The organism is Mucilaginibacter gossypii, from assembly GCF_900100945.1.
Lineage (GTDB): Bacteria > Bacteroidota > Bacteroidia > Sphingobacteriales > Sphingobacteriaceae > Mucilaginibacter > Mucilaginibacter gossypii.
Genome location: NZ_FNCG01000001.1, coordinates 259249 through 276719 on the forward strand (window position 1 = coordinate 259249; position 17471 = coordinate 276719).

Below are 17471 nucleotides of genomic sequence, written 5' to 3' on the forward strand. Positions count from 1 at the left end.
AAATCGCTTAATCCTAAATTACAAATGTTTTGCGGGATGTTAGCTTTAATTTTCAGTCAAATAAAAATTAAAGCGGACACCTCAATTTTTGCTTCACTGTCACATTTTTATATCATTTGTTCCTGTTAACGGTGAGCTAACATGAGTGGGCTAAGTTGGCTGCCGAAAGTATTACAAAATAAAAAGATCGACAAAATTACTTATGGTACTAACCACTAACAGGAACATTGGACTGTTAATTAAAACCGGTTTAATAATTATGGTTGCGGGCTGCATCAGCGGTTCGGCATTGGGGCAATCGGCCCATGTAAACCCCTGGGCTCAAAAACCGCTGGGTACACTGCCGCCGCCGGCCAGTCTCAGTCAGGGTATCTGGCTTAAAGGCGAGCTGCATATGCACTCCAGGCATAGCAAGGAGTCGTCAAATAATTCAATCAGCAAGATCATTACTTTTTGCAAGTTGGTAGGGATCGATTTCCTGGCTATTACCGATCACGATAATCATGTAGAAGGCGACGTAGCCCACAATACCTGGGCTGATCCGGAGTTTAAATCAGATTCGGTATTGCTGCTTTACGCTGCCGAATGGACAACTACCCGCGGCCACGGCAACGCCTTTTCGGCCAGGCCTTATAATCATCAGCAGTTATACGATGTGCGCGATCAGCGTGATACTGTTGTTGGGCGCATAAAGAATAAACTTGGTATTCACCTGTCGGCAAACCATCCCAGCGGTAAAGATCATTTTGGGTATTCGTATGATATGGTTAATTCTATCGAAGTATGGAATTCGGCCATCTGGTCAAAAAATGCCAATGCGATCATGATCTGGGATGATATGCTTTCATCGGGCCGAAAGCTAACCGGCAGGGGAGGGAGCGATGCTCATCACGGCGTGCCTGTAGGGGATGAAAAACCAGGCCCTAATACTTACCAGGCTAAAGCCAATTATGCAGGAACGCCTACTACCTGGGTATTTGCAACTGCACGTACTAAGCAAGCCGTTATTGACGCCTTAACCAACGGACGGGTATCCATAAGTTCAAACCCATATGCTCCCCGTGTTGAGTTTTATGCTGATTTAAATGGCGACGATAAAATGGATATGATGATGGGGGATAATGTAAAGGCAACAGGTAAGCCGGTTAAATTTAAAGTTCAGTTAACCGGGAACAGTATAAAGGATACTACCTACACTATCAATGTGGTAAAAAACGGCAACCCGTTTGGTGCTTTTAAAATGGAAGGAAAAATGCCCATGATTGAATTTACCGATACACCGGCAATAGCCGGCCGTACTTATTACCGGGTGACGGTAGAAGGGCCGTCTACACCTTACCCTCAGGTGCCGCAATCAGCAGCACTGAGCGGTAATATGGTAGGATTGTCAAACCCGATCTGTTTTAATTTTGATCCGAATTTCTGACAACCGAATATAATAGGGAAAACCGTACACGAGCTTACTGTGTACGGTTTCTTGTTGTAACTATTAACTAAAAGAACGAAGCTGCAGTTAAAAGTGTTGGTGTTTTATAATAATTGTTAAAACCCCAATTCAATACGGATTTGTTTAGTTTAATAAGGTCAGTATGTCATCAATTATGTGATGTAACAGGATATAAAAAGAGCCGCATTATGCAATGCAAAACGGCTCTTTTTTGATTTTTTATTATTTGTGTTTGATAGTTTCTTCAATAACACGATCACCTGTACCGGCTGGGTACCTGTAATTTAGTATGAAGCTTTTAGTCGCAGGGTCATAAATGCTTTTCTTCCCGGCAACAGGTAATAACGGTTGGGTTGCACTAACATTACCAGAAACGGTTACCTCGTTTGTAGCTTCATTTACAGTCAGGGTCATTGATCCGCCAATATCACCAATTTCTGTGCTTACGGCTGTAGCACCAGCTGTAGTAAGGATTTTATCCCGATCAATTGCTCGGTCGCCATTCACAGGATGGTGAAAAATACCAGTTGAGTGGTATTCACCATCATACTTGTTTTTGATAGCGAAGAAGGTGTATAGCGTGTCCTTGCTTTCAGCATGGACGGTTAAACCGGCAGCGTCACTGATTATATAAGCAAGCGCGTATTTTTTTGTCAGATCAAATTTACTTCCATTTAATTTGATGGTAAAATAGTTCTGGAAGTCGCCAGGAGCAAATTTAGCATTTAGGTTTCCCGAAGTTCCGGCAGTAACTTTGGTGCTGCTTATTGTATACAGACTTGTTGGCAGTAATTCATACTCCGTATCGTTATTTTCGTTGTATTTATCAATTGCGTCTGGAATTGCTTTTAAGACCACAGTTTGATCTTTTTGCAAATCAGCAGCGCTTTTTGCGTCGCGTTTGATAGAAAATACATCAACAGTTTTAATGTTTGTGAATGGATCAAAGAAATGCTGTTGTTCAAGACCGTCTGGAAAGCCGACAAACGACTTGCCATTGTCCATAGCCTGCCCGCCAACCTTATCAGCAATGGTTTCTTTCCGGCAGCCTGAAAAAGCAATCGCAGATCCGATACAGGCAACAAGCAAATATTTATTGAATATGTTCTTTTTCATGTTGTGTCAATTTTTAAAATGATTATTTACCACCATCCCACCAAACTCTTGTATCCTGAGTATCGCCGCCCATGCGTGTAACTGCCGCGCTAACGTTTGCGCCGTTGGTATTGTACTCTGAAGTAGCATACACAAACCTCCTTACAATTTGCTTTGATGCGTTTGTAGCATCAGGAGCAGGCGTAAGTACTGGGTATCCACTTTTCCTCCAGATATCCCAGGCCATATGGCCGTCAGGGTAACTTGCCACCCAACGCTGAGTTGAAATTAGCTGAATGTTAGGTGTGCCTAAGCCTTGTGCGAAAGTTTTACCCGCAGCAGATGTTAGCCCCCACTGTACGAACGATTCACCTATACCATTTTGGAAATCGATGGCTACTGTTTCAGATGTTGTTGGAGTGATCCAGCCCAGGTTTACAGCTTCGGCCCTTGCCAGCCACACCTCTGCAGCTGTGATCAGGGTTACTGATCCGTTTTCAAGCCTGAAGTCGCCGCGTAAAACACGTGCCCATTTTGGGTTAGCGTCGGTAAAAGAGGTCACCGCTAAACGCGCTAAGCCGTATGGAACGCCAATATTTGATGTCGTAACGTTACCCGCCTGCTCACTCTCGCCGCCAAAAGCTGCCTGGCGCGGATCGCTGGTGCTCGCGGTATAATCGGTAAGGGTTTTTGATTCGGCAAAGTCCTTACGTCCGTTATACAGGTTCCACCATGCGCTTTTGTAATTACCTCCAGGATATTGAAGTTTGAAGTTTTGATCGGTAGTAGTTATTACTCCTCCATTAGCTGGGGTAATAGCTTCGTTGGTTGCCGCAGATGCGATGGAAGAAGAAGCGGTTACCTTTGACATTTGAATTGCAACAAGCAATTTAAGGGAGTTTGCCATTCTTTTCCATGATGCCACATCACCACCATAAATGATGTCACCGCTTATTGGCGATGAATCAAACGAATTTATAGCCGTAGTCAGCGTGGTAAGTATGCCCTTATAAATGGTTTCCTGGGAATCATATTTAGGCAATATGTTAGCCGCCCCTTTGAGTGCGTCGCTGTAAGGAACATCGCCCCACGAATCCGTTACTATCCAGAAAATATATTGCTGCAGTATTTTAGCCACATTAACCATGTTTTTACTTGGGTTTTGGTTAATGATAAGCTGCAGGTTATTAAGATTACCTGCATAATTGCCTGTAAACCCGTTTTGAGGCAGGTTGTACAATGAAGTACCTGAATACTGCGTTTCAGTAAAATATTGAGCATACTGGCCACCGCTTATTGCCTCGGTACCGGTTGATGCATAACCACCCAAATTTGCCTCAACGTTTGATAGCAAGGCCGAAGGGATAGGCGTTACTGTTGCTGCAGGATTGTTGTTTACGTCGCCAAAATCCTTTAGCTTATTGCAGCCCGCGCCCAAAAAGGTGAACGCGCCTGCTAATGTATATAGATATATCTTTTTCATTTTTTCTTAGTCTAATAATCCTTGTTCGCTTAGAATGTTACTTTTAGGTTGAAACCAAAACCCCTCGTACCTGGGTATTGGGCAGTTTCACCTTCTGTCGCGGTGATCTCTGACGGATCGAAATCCTTAGATTTAGCGTATATCAACAATAAGTTACGGCCGGTTAAATCAATCCTTGCCGATTGGAATACATTTCCTAAACCCCATCTTTTAATCGGCAGGTTGTAACCTACAGCAACCTCGCGAAGTTTGATGAAAGTCAAGTCGTAGATGTAGGGATCGTAAGTTTTATTGTTTGTTAAACCCTGATAGTATGATTTTGCGTCGACGTAATAGGTCACGGCTTTATTGTCGGCATCAACACCGGTAACTTTAACACCGCCACCATCAGCAACAGGGTCGCGTACCGACATGCCTTTATCGTTAAGTGCCGCCGTATTAGCCGTTAAACCGCTATATTGACCCCAACGGTTTGATAATGAAGCGAATTTGCCACCAAACTGATAGTCGATATTTGCGCTCAACACAAACTCTTTAAATAAAGTGAATGTATTTTGTATACCACCGGTATATTTAGGCAACGCACTGCCGAAATATACGTTAGGGTCATTGATGTAAGCGCCGGATGAAGTAAGAATTGGGACCCCGGCAGCATTGCGTTTGATACCGTTACCGTAAATTTGGCCCCACCATTTGCCTTTTTGATTGATCAGGTAAGGCATGTCTGTACCCCATACACCTGCAACCTGCACACGGTCAACACCGTATTTATTGCTGATCTCTACTACTGTATTATCCAATAACTGTGCAAAGTTGGCATTAATTGTCCAGCTAAAGTTTGGTAACCGGATAGGGGTACCGCTTGCAGTTATCTCCAAACCTCTCCGTTTGATCAAACCTACGTTGGTCAGGATAGATGATACACCACTGGCAGCGTTAACCGCTAAGCCCAATGGAAGGTCTTTGTCATCTGCAGCCCAGTAAGTAGCGCCAAAAGTTAAACGGTCGTTAAAGAAACCTAAGTCTAAACCAATCTCTTTTGAAGTAGTGGTTGTGCCATGTAAGGCAGGGTCAACAAATTGGGTTGGGCCACCTTGCAATAAGGCGCCATTCCATTTATTTGGAGCGATACCGTATAGTGTATTGTTCCTGTATGCGCCAAATGTTTCAGTTGAGTTACCTAAGGCTAATGGTACCTGGCCCCATGATCCCCTTACTTTACCATAGTTTAACCAGTCTTTAAATTCAGGCAATACCTCGCTGAATACGAATGACCCACCAAATGATTTTGACAACACTGAGTTAGCGTTGTTTATAGTAGAGATGGTTGAAAACCAGTCGTTACGTAAAGTCGCATCAGCATATACAATCCTTTTGTAATTGGCAGAAGCTTTTGCAAATACCGCTCGGTATTGCTCCTGGATCCTGGTATTGCTGGCACTGATCGGATCGACAGAGTTTGCTAATGTATACAAATCCGGAACGCTTAAACCATTGTTGGTGTTTGCACCGTTGTCTTTGTAACTCCAGTTGTAAAAATCGCTACCGGCATTAACATTCAGGTGGAAATCTTTGATCTGCTTATCATAGTTAAGCAAGGTTTCGTAGTTTTCGCGGTTTGAGTATGATGTTGAAGTGCCATAACCTGCTTTTTGACCTGTTTGAGTGCCGCTTGCCTGTATTTCAGACGAAATTTTGCCTTCGTTCCAGGTGTTGGTTTGATTGCGGCGGTAGGTAACCTTGAAGCTTAAATCATTATTGATCTTGTACTGTAAGTATATGTTTCCGTACAAACGGTCGCGGGTGTTAAGGTTTTGCCATTGTTTTTGCCATAAATAAGGGTTGTACCAATAGTTACCCGCATAAAACGAGCCCGGGTTTGATGGATCGTATGAGTTAGGGTTTTGGTGGTTCCAGCTTACATAGGTGCCGTCAGGTGATTTTAGATCCTGTAATTCTTTCATGATACCCATGTCCAAATCACGGTGGAACCATGAGTTGAACGAGCCACTTGAAGCGCTTGCGTAAGCATCACTGATCTGGCCATGAAGTTGTGTACCCGAAAAGTTAATACTTGCACCTGCTGTGAGGTGTTTGTTAAGATCGTAGTTGGCGTTTAAGGTGAAGTTGTTTTTGTTTAGCCAGGTTTCAGGCACTATACCTGTAGTGTGCTGGTTATTGTATGACATCCTGATGTTGTAATCATCAGCTGCTTTAGTAAATGCCACACTGTTATTTAAAGAAACACCGGTGCGGAAGAAATCCTTTGCGTTATCGGGCTGTGGGGTCCATTTGGCAGTTTTGAAAGAGTATTTGGTACCAGCAGCCCATGCATACCATGGAATATATTCCTGGCCAACCATTTTAGGGCCCCAACTACTGTCGTCGGTATAATCCGGGTAATATTTGCCATCTAAAGCTTTCCATCCTTCAGGATCGCCGTCTTTCCAATGGTATTGAATGAAATCTGCAGAAGCACCGCCACCATAACTGTTTTGGTAGTTAGGCAGAATATAAGCCTTGTCGAAATTGGCACCAAGGTTTAATTCAACACCAACGCCCTTTGTTTTTTTACCCTTTTTAGTTGAGATAACGATAGCGCCATAAGCTCCCTGTGAACCGAACTGAGCAGATGCTGCAGGACCATTCAAAATACTAATGTTGTCGATGTCGTCATTGCTCAAATCGTCGGCGTTTGGCATTATTGTACCGTCAACAACATATAAAGGGTTGTTACCGCTACCAAAGCCTGTAGCACCACGAAGCCTGATGTTGGTATTGCGGCCCAAAGCTGCAGCCGACTGGCTACGTACCTGAACACCTGCAACCTTACCTGCCAATGCGTTGTTAACGTTAGGCTGGCGGATAGTGTTCAATGCATCTGACTTTACTACCTGTGCTGCATATGAAGCCGATCGTGATGACTGTTTGGTGCCATAAGCACCAGTAATTACCACTTCTGATAGTTTATTAGCGCTGCTTGTTAGTTTAACATCTAATGGTGTCGAAGTGATTTCAACTGTTTGAGATGTAAAGCCAATAAAGCTAAAGCCTAAAGATTTTGCAGAGGCAGGAACAGATAAAGAAAATTTACCATCTGCATTTGTTTGCGTACCGAGCGTGGTACCTACAACTCTTACGGACACGCCTGGCAGCGGTAGTCCATCGTCTTTTGAAGTTACCCGGCCGGTAACCGTTTTGTTTTGTGCATGTACCACACTAAAAAATAGCATGAACAAACACCAGCTTGCGAGTAGGAGTTTTTTCATTGTTAAAAAATCAGTTTTAGTTAATATCCAAAACTACAATTTTTGTAATAAAATGAAAAAAAAGTTAAAATTTTTTTAAAGTTTTTTATATATATTAAAATATTTATAAAAAAATTGATAAAACGTTAATGCAAAATAAGTGAAATGTGGTTTTTTTTGAATTCTTCATATGAAATTCATATAAAATTTATATGAATTTTAATTTTCAGGGCGGTTGGTACGATGTTTATGGAAAATGACATGAAATATTACTTTATAAAGCCAGTATTAATGAGATATGTAAGTAATAATTGAAAAAGCGTGTTCTTTTTTAAATTAAAAAACTAAATATACGTTTGAGAAAAACGTTTTAGTTTACTTTTTTAAAAATAATAATATTTTTTGTAAAAAGAAAGTGACAAATGACTGAATATTAAAAAATTAATGGGTGAAAGCTTTTGCTTGTAATACCCGAATTGCTTTTATAAATATTTAATTAATTGATTGTTAGGTTTTTAATTATTTGTATTCTGTATATATTATTATTTTTTGTCAGATTCTGTTTTTAAATAAAATGTTTTAAAAGGAATTTAATTGTCAAACTGTAATAGCAAGGTATTTTGATTGCAGCCATTTTTTGTGGTTTAATAAAAATGGGGGGCGGCACTTAGCACTTCAATGCAGCTTAATTACTTCATTAATTGCCAGATAGCAAATATCCGCCGCCATGAAGTTGTCATCTGCCGATTATGCAACCTTAAAGGATTGTTTGTAATAGTTGCAGGCAGGAGCAAAGAAGCTTAAATTGCATTGTGAGCAAAAGGCGTTTGCGACATCTGTATCTTTTTCAGTATTTGATTGAATAGTTGGGTTAGACTTTGGTTGTAATACTTTTGTCCTGTTAAAATTTGAGGGATAGACGCGCCTGGCTGTTGATGATGTCGCTAATGAACCTGTTTGAGCTCCATATTCACTAACAAGTAATTGAGGGGATATCCGCGAAATAGAGTGGGAGGCTTGGTTGTATTTAAGTAACCGGTAATCTCTTCGGTCTGGAAGTTTGCTCTGAGGTCTTGGTAAAACTATCCCGTTGTCATAAGATTTATCCTGTAATAATGCGATTATACAAATCAGCATTATTATAAATGTGCTAATAAAGTATTCCATCACTTTTTTCTGTTAATAGATTTCGGTATATATTGGGTGCAGTAACCGGGTAAGCATAATTCATATAAATAAGATGTGCGATGGCTTTTCATTTTTTTAAGTTTGTTTCGGTAGAACAATTTTATGAACAGAGGCTGGGATGCACAATACAAATCAGTTGGTATTTTATGAAATAAAGATAAAATATAGATTTACAGTGAATTTATTATATGGAAAGCACCGTGGAAAAACTATCAGTAATAATAGCAGATGACCATACTTTATTTATAAACGGCTTACACATGTTGTTGCAGGGAGAGCCAGATATAGAGGTAATGAGCGTTGCAGCAAACGGTAAGGAATTATTACATTTGTTACACACCCAAACACCCAACCTCATATTACTTGATATCAATATGCCGGGTATGAACGGGTTCGACGTACTTAAGCGCATAAAGGATTACTATCCTAAAGTTAAGGTAATCATGCTTTCTACATATAATGAGGAGCACCTCATTGAAAAAGCAAAGGCTGAAGGAGCCAGCGGCTACTTGTTCAAAAATGTCGGGAAGGCTGAACTATTACAGGTAATGCGCTCCGTAGCGCAAGGGCATCTGTGTTTTCCCTGCAAACAGCCGGTTGTTAATTCCATGCCTAATGAACCGGATCCTTTTTTAAAGCAGTTCCAGCTTACTAAGCGGGAAACTGAACTTTTACAATTTATAAAACAGAATTTTACCAACCAGCAAATGGCCGATCATCTTCACTTAAGTATTTATACTGTTGAAACACACCGTAAAAATATTATGCAAAAGCTTAATCTGAAAAATCCGGTTGAGCTTAACCGGTTTATAATGCAATATAACTTATAAAGGTTTATTGGTGAGTGGGATATAAATAGAAACAAGTGTCCCCCTGTTAGGATGCGAATCAAATTCAACCCTGCCTTTTAAAAAATTTATCCGCGACATTAGATTGTTTAAGCCCATGCCTTTAAAAATATCAGGATTGGTTGCGTCAAAGCCTATGCCATTATCTTCAATAGTGAGGCTGATGTTTTCATCGCTTCTTATAAGTGAAATGTCAACCCTGTCGGCATGAGCGTGCTTCATTACATTGTTTACACTTTCCTGTAATACCCGGTATAAAATGATCTCGATGGTATCGTCAAACGGCGAATCAAACCCCTGGCAAAAAAAGTTTATTGCAATATTATTGTTCTTGATATTCTCAATAAATTGTTTAATTACTTGTGCTAACCCTGTTTTATGAAGTGCCCAAGGCATCATATTATGTGATATCGTTCTTACCTCTTTAAATCCATAGTCAACAAGGTTAATTGCTTTTTCAAAACGGGTTCTTTGCTCTTCATTTATGAAAGGTAATTCACTGCCTATAACTGACAGGTTTATTTTTGCCGCCGATATTATTTGGCTCACACTATCATGTAAATCCCTGGCAATTCTTTGTCTTTCACTTTCCTCAGCCGCAATTATAGCCTGCATTGCCATATTGCGCTGTTTTAGCTTGTTTTGTTTATAATAAAAAAAGCCTGTAAAGAACATTAAAAGTATAAAAACACAGATACCCGCCATCCAGTAATTACGCTTTGTTATTTCAAATTGCTGTTGCAGTACCTGATCTTCACGTTGTTTTATTTCGTATTTTGCCTGTAGTTCATCAATGGTGCTGTTGCCTGAGGTTTTAATTGCTGCATGCTTTTTTAAGTAAATCAGCGATTGCTTATAGTCGCCCAATTGCTCATACAAATCAGCTATTTCATTTGTGGCGCTTCTTTGCATATCTGCATAATTTATTTGTGTGGCAAACTGAAGGCTGTTTTTTAATGCATCGAGAGATTGTAGATATAACCGTTTGTTTTTATACAATACGCCAAGGTTAAAATAGTTAATTGAAAGCGCAAGGGTATCATTTAATGATTTTTTGACATCGATGGTTTTTAAAATTTCCTGTTCTGAGTCGTTTGGTTTAATACTTCCCATAACATCCCCCATAAATTTATGGCTGTATGCTTCAGAGGTGTTTTCATTTGTTTGCCGGGCAAGGTTTAAAGAGTCTTTTATGTCGAAAGCCTGCCTGGAGTAATTTAAGGCCTCCCGGTAATTGTTTTTTGCCTCATATAACGTCGCAGCCAGGTTTAAGGCTTCTGTCAATTCTGTACGGTCACCGGTTTTTGGGGCATATGAAATTGCCAGCATGCAAAATTCAAGCGCTTTTTTATGATTTTTTAATTTTACATACGCTTTCGCTAACCTGTTGTAACCATCGGTTAAAATGTACTGTTGATTTATTTTGTTGAGTGCAACGGCGGCAATGTTGTAATAATATGATGCGGAATCATATTGATTAGTTTGGAAATAAGCTTCTCCTAAAGTTTGCGATAGTAAAGTAATTGCTTTTTTATTGTTTAGCTTATGTGCAAGGTTCAGTCCTTCTTTTGCAACAATGATGGTTTTGGTCGGATTTGTTTCAGCCGCATAGTTGGCAATCTGAGTAGCGGCGGTTAAGCGTTTTTGTGTGGGTGATTTGCTGAAAACAACCTTTTTTAAACTATCAATATTTTGACCGCAACACGGAATTACAGCCAAAATAAGCAGAAAAAACAAAGGGTATTTCATATCCGGGTTTTTGGTCCCGGTTAAAGATAGTAATTTGATATTTATCAGCAAAAGTCGTTGGGCCTGGGGTTGTTACCGGTTAATGTGTTTTTAAAATCTGGATATGAATATTATTAAAGCAGATAATACGGCTAACACGAAAAACACAATTTGCCGTTGCCTGGCACTGATAATGTTGGGTATTTTGCCTGTTCCCTGCAATTTTTCGAGCTTAAATTTATACATAGCTGATAATCCCATAAAAGTTAGGGAAACAAAGCCCGCGAGGTAATTTAAAGTACTTTCCATGGTTTTTTAATTTAGATGAAACGCGATGAATTAATTTGTTCAAAACCATTTATGGCTTTGTTTTATATTATTTCACCATCGTGCTTGACAGTACAATTTTATAGAGAGGCCGAAATTCACACAATACAAAGCAGTTGGTATTTTGGAGTAACACCATAAAGCTTATTTTTACAGATGAAATATTGGAGGTAAGTATATCATGTAGAAACACTATTTAGTATTATACAGATAGCATATATTGGAAAGCCGTGTGCCGTAATCGATAAAAAGGACTAACTTTAATAATGATTTTGCAATATAATTCTAACCTATACCTAAAATCATTATTGCTCATTAACAATCAATAAAAATTAAATTAATAAGCTATTATTCACCAAATAAAACTGACTGATTGTATTGAAAGCAATCGCTTTCTGCATAAAGATAATTAAATGGAAATGTCATACATCGTCCAAAAAAAGGAGAGAAACCGGCGACTCAACAGCCTAATACCATGCTTTATTTGGTTATTAGTTGCCTGGGGGGGCTTAAGTAATACTATGGCCCAGAGCCGCAATAATCAGTCGGACTGGAACGTGCCGCCGCCATTAACCCCAGGTACAATTACCAAAGGAAACACCCATGGCAGTGGTTCGGCGGGTAAGCCGATTATACTTACGCTTACGGATATCCCGGTAATTGCTCAGCCCTTTGTTTCAGCAACTCAAATGCCTGTGCTGGCTGCAGTTGGCTCAACGCCGCCTGTGGTTGATGCACCCGACCAACCCGATGTTAATGGTGCAACTGCGGGGTTACCTGAAATTCCATCACCTGAAGCGCCAGAAGCTCCGCATTTGCCAAAGCAAACAATGCAGGACCTGCAGTTTTCAGCTGTTATAGACCTCCCTTTGCCAGAATCGCCGGAATTGCCGCCAGCGCCTGTTGAGCCAACCGTATCAGGCCAGGTGAATATTATAAAAGGCCCCATTCCGATAATGCCCGATATAACAAGTACGGTACCGCTTTTACAGCCTTCCGAAAATTTTACACCCTGGTCTATCCCGGAAATTCCCGAAAGCGAGAGCTTTAAAATGATATCGCCTGGGGGAACGAAGGATGATAAGTTAAAAGGCAAACCCCAATCAAACAGGAAAAAACACTAACTGTGACATAATGTCAAATTATTAAAGGCATTATAACAAGAATACTAAAATGAAAAGTACCCCAATTGAGTTAAAATATATATTTGTTATAATATTAGCTTTTGCGAGCGGTGTTACCTATGCCCAGGGCAGATTTAAACAGGGAGATGAGTTTCAAAGGCAGGTAAATACAAAGTCAAATTGTGTTTTACAGCGCGGCAGCCAAACTTTGCGTGTTGGTTCGGTTTCAATAGTTGTTAAAACCTACAAGGTAACCGATGCTTCTGAAAGGGGGGCCTCTTTTACTATTACTACTGATAAGCTTATCGATACCATAAATGCAATGAACCAGGACCTGGTATATAACTCAGGTAAACCTGCCGACCCAAATTCTGTTATCCAGGTTGGTTTGCAGAAGATGTTCCATAATCAATCGATAGTTTCAGTAAACAACAAAGGCGAGATCCTGAATTTAAAACGCCCGGCTGTTGCCAATGATACACTGTTATCTTTTGCCGGCATCCAGCCCGAACGGCTGTCGCCAGGGACTACAATACAGTTAATGGTTGATTTTCCGGTTGGCATCACACTTAAAAAGGGCTATTCATGGAAGGTTACTACTTCATCGGCCGAAACCAACTATACAGTTTATGCTATAAGCAGCACAACTACTGTTGTTACTTATAAAACTTCGGTTTTAGGCGGTAGCTTAAATAGCCGGATAAACGGATCAATACTCATAGATAACAACACCGGGGTTATTTTAAAACGCTATTCGCAAAGCGTTTCTACTGGCTATGAAATGGTAAATGGAATAGTTTACACCGCCACCCGCCGTACTGCAGTTACGGAGATCTGTAATAAAAAATAGACTTTTTATCTCCTTTGATTTATTTAAAAAGCGCCGCTGTAAATTTGTAGCGCATTGAAAAAGTCATCTCGTGGCAGGGGATAAAAAAGGAGCAGAAATTATGAGCCGGGTTTTTGAAAATAATGTTATCGCCTTTAAAGTATTAATATTTAGTTGTTTTTTAACCCGATCTGGTGGTTGCCATAATCGGTTAGGTATTCATTACTGATGAAAAAATCGAGACTGAAAATGGTACGGTAATCACCCGTATTATTGGGGTTTTGCACTTCTGTTAGGTTTCCCGTGCTTGATGTTGTATAAGTATAAACAAAGCCCTTGTTGGTAGTTATGGTTACGGTCGAATTTGCGGGAAGGCTGCCTACTGAATTGGTTGCCAGCCTGTCTTCAATTACAGTAGTTGATGGGGTTCCGGTATCAAACAAAATCTGTCCGGAGATGGTCTTTCCACTGTAAGTAATAGTTGCGGGGATATTAGGCGAGTATCCGCCGCTGTTTGAATAAGAAAGCGGGTGCATAATGAATCCAGTTGATGAAAGATCGCTGTTGCTTAAGCCGATAGTTAACAGATTGCTTACATAAGTTCCACTGGTAGAAAATAAGCTTTTATTTAACGTGGCCAGCTTAAATCCGCTTGTAAGACCTGTGCCGGTGCTAAAGGATCTTAACGGGCTTTGAATCAGGCTGGTTACATAACTTGTGCCGGGGCCAACACCAAAAACATCGCTGGCATGGGCCGATAATTGCGCACCAGTTTCATCAACTATTTTGTAGTATAAAAAAAATGGCACCCTTTTTAACGTAAGGTTGCCCTGAGCGTCGCCGATGGTGATATTAGCGTAGGCTAAATTGCCGTATTCTTTCGTAGAGCTTAACTGGTCGCCAAAGCTTATCGTGCCCTTGGTATTAGTAACCGTAATGCCGTTCACAACCACCGAATCCCCGGTAAACTGGATGCCTGACGAGGTGATCATTGATGCAGGCAGGATACCTGCGGCATCAAGTGTCATCCCTGATGAACCTGTATCAAACACGGTATAATAAGTCACTGCTTTTGTGCCTACCAGCGTAATGGGTAAAAAGATCCGTTTGTTTACCCCGCTGGCGTATTCATATAAACCAAGCGTAACAGGACTAACTTGTGTTTGAGGCGCTACGGTTTTATCTTTTTTACAGGAAAAAAAGGCAACCGTTATTAATAAACAACCAATAATTTTGGAAGTAAAAAGTAAATGTTTTGCAGTCATATATGTCTGTATATAAACCCGGTTGGTAATAATTACGATAAAAGTGCCGTTTTAGTTGAGCTTAAAATTAAGATAACAATTTGATATACCGGGTTAATGAATCGATAAAACGGGGTGTTGAACCGATTAATTATCCGGACATATAAACGGACGGAGAACACTGCTATTGTGTAAGTTAAAGCAAATGATTGGTTTCTTTGATAATATCCATTACAAAAGTGCTTTTTGAGTGGCCAATACCCTTTACTTCGCTTAGCTTATTTACAAAAAACGAATGGTAACTATCCATACTTTCAGAGACAATTTTGAGCATAAAATCAAAATCGCCCGATATGTTATAGCATTCTATCACTTCGTCAAATTCCAGTACAGCGTTAATAAAATCGGCACCTGCTTTGCGGCTATGTTCGCGCAGGGTTACCATGCAAATCACCATGATACGTTTGTTCAGCATCCGCTTATCTAAAATGGCGGTATAGCTTTTAATAACCCCCGCTTTTTCGAGGCGTTTAATGCGTTCATGTGCGGGCGTAGGGCTTAGGTTGATTTTAACGGCAATTTCCCGCACGGTAAGCTTGGCATTCCGTTCAACCAGCCGTAATATTTCGTAATCTTTTTCATCAAGATGGATGCCGGCTTTTTCTTGTTCTGTTTGTGGGGCCATAACGGTGTGTTAATTGGGCGTTTGTTCTTTTTTAGTGCTTGAATTTTTAATTATGTTCCAAAATTATAATAAATAATATTGTTAATTTCTATTAGCATAGTTTTGAAAGGACAAAAATCAAAATTATGGCACTAAAAAAGAACAAGGTCCTGATCATATCCTCTATGGCCATATTTGTCGAAGCGCTTGACATCGCCATCATTAACCTCACCATTCCGGCAATACAAAAGCAGTTTGTGGTCACTAACGACCAGGTTCAATGGCTTCAAACGCTCTATGTGCTATTGTACGGCGGTTTCCTGATTATAGGAGGAAAGCTGTCTGATGTTGCCGGACCAAAGAAGGTCTTTATTACCGGTGCGGTATTATTCCTGGCAACTTCATTAGGTGCCGGCTTATCAGGTACTTTTGTGTTTCTTAGTTTATCGAGAGCCGTACAAGGCTTGGCTGCAGCGTTGATCATGCCATCGGCACTTTCCATCGTAACGCATACTTTTACCGAAGAACGTGAGCGGAGCAAGGCTATCGGAATCTTTAGCTCATTCGCGGCGGTTGGTTCAGGAAGCGGCCTTTCCATCGGCGGAATCATCAGCACTTACTTAGGCTGGCATTGGGTGTTTTTGATTAATGTGCCAATACTGGTTTTTATTATTGTTATAGGCTGGCTGTGCCTGGCTAATGACGCTCCTGAACAAAGGCAGTCGTCTCCCGATCTGTTTTCGGGCATTTTATTGGTGATGGGTTTGCTGATGCTTAGTTACGGTGTACACCAGCTTGCGGATATCAAACAACAATATACTTTTATTATAATTTGTGCCATAGGCGTGGTTGTTTGCATGAGGCTGTTATATGTTCGTTTAACCCGATGTGCAAATCCGCTGATAGATCTTTCGGTTTTTAAAGCATCATCAGTTATTACCGCAAATGGCGTATTCATTTTATTAGGCGCGTTTTTTACCGGTTACCTTTTCATTATATCTCAATTATTGCAAAAAGATATGCATTACACCGCAGCACGGTCGGGCTTGTTACTGGTACCTTTTAGTTTTTTATCAGCTATTGTGGCTAAGTTTATGCTACCCGGCATCATGAAACGGTTAACAACCGAACAAACAGGATTGTTGGGTATGTGTTGTATGTTAACCGGGGGACTGGTTTTAATTTGCGCGGTATTTACAGGTTACTCTCTCCCTTTACTGCTGTTATCTGCTGCTTTTATATCCGGTTTAGGTATGACCATCTGTTTTACAAGTTTGTCTGTTCTTGCTGTAAAAAACATCCCCAAACAACACTACGGGTTGGCATCAAGCCTGGGTACTACCGCTTACTTTTTAGGTGCCGGAGTAAGTTTATCTATACTCACACTTTTTATGCAAAAAAGCGATGAAGGCGCTTCCGTGAGCACTTTATCGCTTGTTATACTTAGTATGTATGCTTTAATCGGTTTGCTGTGGCTCATTATTTACGTTGTAAATTCGGTAGCCAGGAACATGCAGGTATCATTAAACGAATCACAAAGGCTGCCCGACGTTTTTTAACTGGTGAATGTGCTTCTGAGTATGATAGCAAATAAGATAGAGCCATTCTAACCGGGTAAGTTCACCAAAAAAAGGAACTACCAGGTCAGTACTAATGGCATAAAGATCTTTGGAGTTAATTACTTCTTTAACCTGGATGATAACTGTTTGTAATAATTCGATAAGCTCAGATTTATTGTGCGGCCCATCTGATGGCAATATGTTTGATGCTGATTTGAATTTAGCCTCAAAATCAAGAAACAGGTCTTTTATCATTTTGACTTTTTCGGCCGGATCTCTTTTTGCTGCTTTGTCTGCACTGTTAAGTACCGGAACAAGTTGTAAAGCTGATTTAAAAACATGCTCCGCTATCTGTCCGGCTGTCCATCCGCCGTGGGGTGGTACAATATTAATTTGTTGCTCATTGAATAAAGCAATGGTTGATAAAAGGTTGCTGGCAGTATCCTCAAATACTGCCAGTAAGTTAATGCGTGCATCGGTTTGGAGGGTGGTGGTTATTTGATTTTCCATGATGTTTTGAAAATGATTTATACAAATCTCCATGCAAAATCAAAATTTACACCTTGTCGTTTGTGCCATAATTGGGGTGGTTTTGCGCCATTGCGTGTGCAGGCATTTATCTTTTCTTTTCACCCAATGAAAACCAATTACCCGAGTCGTCTTTGAATAAAGCTTCAAAGCCGTAAA

At 40.4% G+C, this 17471-nt stretch carries 13 protein-coding genes; 5 read left to right on the forward strand and 8 right to left on the reverse strand.

Annotated elements, in window-relative coordinates; translation table 11 throughout:
* Nucleotides 1-202 precede the first annotated feature (202 nt).
* The gene (locus tag BLS28_RS01190) at nt 203-1426 is read left to right on the forward strand and encodes a CehA/McbA family metallohydrolase (protein ID WP_091162460.1); all 1224 of its coding nucleotides are present in this window, start codon (nt 203-205) and stop codon (nt 1424-1426) included.
* Nucleotides 1427-1669: 243 nt separating this feature from the next.
* Here the strand turns inward: BLS28_RS01190 and BLS28_RS01195 are convergent, their stop codons facing one another.
* The 4 genes from BLS28_RS01195 to BLS28_RS30455 form a co-directional block, all read right to left on the reverse strand.
* Nucleotides 1670-2563, reverse strand: coding sequence for a BT_3987 domain-containing protein (locus BLS28_RS01195; RefSeq protein ID WP_091162462.1), 894 nt, complete (start codon nt 2561-2563; stop codon nt 1670-1672).
* 22 nt (nt 2564-2585) lie between these two features.
* Nucleotides 2586-4025, reverse strand: coding sequence for a SusD/RagB family nutrient-binding outer membrane lipoprotein (locus BLS28_RS01200; protein ID WP_091162463.1), 1440 nt, complete (start codon nt 4023-4025; stop codon nt 2586-2588).
* A gap of 29 nt (nt 4026-4054) precedes the next feature.
* Complete coding sequence (locus tag BLS28_RS01205) at nt 4055-7294, reverse strand: SusC/RagA family TonB-linked outer membrane protein (RefSeq protein ID WP_091162465.1); 3240 nt, start codon at nt 7292-7294, stop codon at nt 4055-4057.
* A gap of 726 nt (nt 7295-8020) precedes the next feature.
* Complete coding sequence (locus BLS28_RS30455; protein ID WP_143020670.1) at nt 8021-8440, reverse strand: hypothetical protein; 420 nt, start codon at nt 8438-8440, stop codon at nt 8021-8023.
* 209 nt (nt 8441-8649) lie between these two features.
* Between BLS28_RS30455 and BLS28_RS01210 the strand changes: the two genes are divergently transcribed.
* Nucleotides 8650-9291, forward strand: a complete 642-nt coding sequence (locus BLS28_RS01210) for a response regulator transcription factor (protein ID WP_091162467.1) — start codon at nt 8650-8652, stop codon at nt 9289-9291.
* Here the strand turns inward: BLS28_RS01210 and BLS28_RS01215 are convergent.
* Nucleotides 9286-11058, reverse strand: coding sequence for a tetratricopeptide repeat-containing sensor histidine kinase (locus BLS28_RS01215; RefSeq protein ID WP_143020671.1), 1773 nt, complete (start codon nt 11056-11058; stop codon nt 9286-9288). The two genes, BLS28_RS01210 and BLS28_RS01215, sit on opposite strands and share 6 nt — an antisense overlap.
* Nucleotides 11059-11885: 827 nt before the next feature.
* On the opposite strand from BLS28_RS01215, the gene BLS28_RS01225 reads away from it, so the two are divergent.
* Together BLS28_RS01225 and BLS28_RS01230 are read left to right on the forward strand one after the other, a co-directional pair.
* The gene (locus BLS28_RS01225; protein ID WP_091162472.1) at nt 11886-12488 is read left to right on the forward strand and encodes a hypothetical protein; all 603 of its coding nucleotides are present in this window, start codon (nt 11886-11888) and stop codon (nt 12486-12488) included.
* Nucleotides 12489-12537: 49 nt separating this feature from the next.
* Nucleotides 12538-13338, forward strand: a complete 801-nt coding sequence (locus BLS28_RS01230) for a hypothetical protein (protein WP_091162474.1) — start codon at nt 12538-12540, stop codon at nt 13336-13338.
* A 149-nt stretch (nt 13339-13487) separates the two neighbouring features.
* Here BLS28_RS01230 and BLS28_RS01235 read toward each other — a convergent pair whose 3' ends face one another.
* Nucleotides 13488-14582 (reverse strand): pepsin/retropepsin-like aspartic protease family protein, encoded by a 1095-nt coding sequence (locus tag BLS28_RS01235; RefSeq protein ID WP_091162475.1) that lies wholly within the window; start codon nt 14580-14582, stop codon nt 13488-13490.
* A gap of 175 nt (nt 14583-14757) precedes the next feature.
* Entirely contained in the window at nt 14758-15246 is a 489-nt protein-coding gene (locus BLS28_RS01240) for an Lrp/AsnC family transcriptional regulator (protein ID WP_091162477.1), read from the reverse strand.
* A gap of 125 nt (nt 15247-15371) precedes the next feature.
* On the opposite strand from BLS28_RS01240, the gene BLS28_RS01245 reads away from it, so the two are divergent.
* Nucleotides 15372-16784, forward strand: coding sequence for an MFS transporter (locus BLS28_RS01245; protein ID WP_091162479.1), 1413 nt, complete (start codon nt 15372-15374; stop codon nt 16782-16784).
* Here BLS28_RS01245 and BLS28_RS01250 read toward each other — a convergent pair.
* Nucleotides 16758-17294, reverse strand: coding sequence for a DinB family protein (locus BLS28_RS01250; protein ID WP_176844333.1), 537 nt, complete (start codon nt 17292-17294; stop codon nt 16758-16760). The genes BLS28_RS01245 and BLS28_RS01250 overlap by 27 nt on opposite strands.
* Between the last annotated feature and the right edge of the window lie 177 nt (nt 17295-17471).

Coding starts and splice junctions, on each gene's coding strand:
- BLS28_RS01190 (WP_091162460.1), top strand. CDS start 203: ATGGTACTAACCACTAACAGGAACATTGGACTGTTAATTAAAACCGGT.
- BLS28_RS01195 (WP_091162462.1), bottom strand. CDS start 2,563: ATGAAAAAGAACATATTCAATAAATATTTGCTTGTTGCCTGTATCGGA.
- BLS28_RS01200 (WP_091162463.1), bottom strand. CDS start 4,025: ATGAAAAAGATATATCTATATACATTAGCAGGCGCGTTCACCTTTTTG.
- BLS28_RS01205 (WP_091162465.1), bottom strand. CDS start 7,294: ATGAAAAAACTCCTACTCGCAAGCTGGTGTTTGTTCATGCTATTTTTT.
- BLS28_RS30455 (WP_143020670.1), bottom strand. CDS start 8,440: ATGGAATACTTTATTAGCACATTTATAATAATGCTGATTTGTATAATC.
- BLS28_RS01210 (WP_091162467.1), top strand. CDS start 8,650: ATGGAAAGCACCGTGGAAAAACTATCAGTAATAATAGCAGATGACCAT.
- BLS28_RS01215 (WP_143020671.1), bottom strand. CDS start 11,058: ATGAAATACCCTTTGTTTTTTCTGCTTATTTTGGCTGTAATTCCGTGT.
- BLS28_RS01225 (WP_091162472.1), top strand. CDS start 11,886: ATGGCCCAGAGCCGCAATAATCAGTCGGACTGGAACGTGCCGCCGCCA.
- BLS28_RS01230 (WP_091162474.1), top strand. CDS start 12,538: ATGAAAAGTACCCCAATTGAGTTAAAATATATATTTGTTATAATATTA.
- BLS28_RS01235 (WP_091162475.1), bottom strand. CDS start 14,582: ATGACTGCAAAACATTTACTTTTTACTTCCAAAATTATTGGTTGTTTA.
- BLS28_RS01240 (WP_091162477.1), bottom strand. CDS start 15,246: ATGGCCCCACAAACAGAACAAGAAAAAGCCGGCATCCATCTTGATGAA.
- BLS28_RS01245 (WP_091162479.1), top strand. CDS start 15,372: ATGGCACTAAAAAAGAACAAGGTCCTGATCATATCCTCTATGGCCATA.
- BLS28_RS01250 (WP_176844333.1), bottom strand. CDS start 17,294: ATGGAAAATCAAATAACCACCACCCTCCAAACCGATGCACGCATTAAC.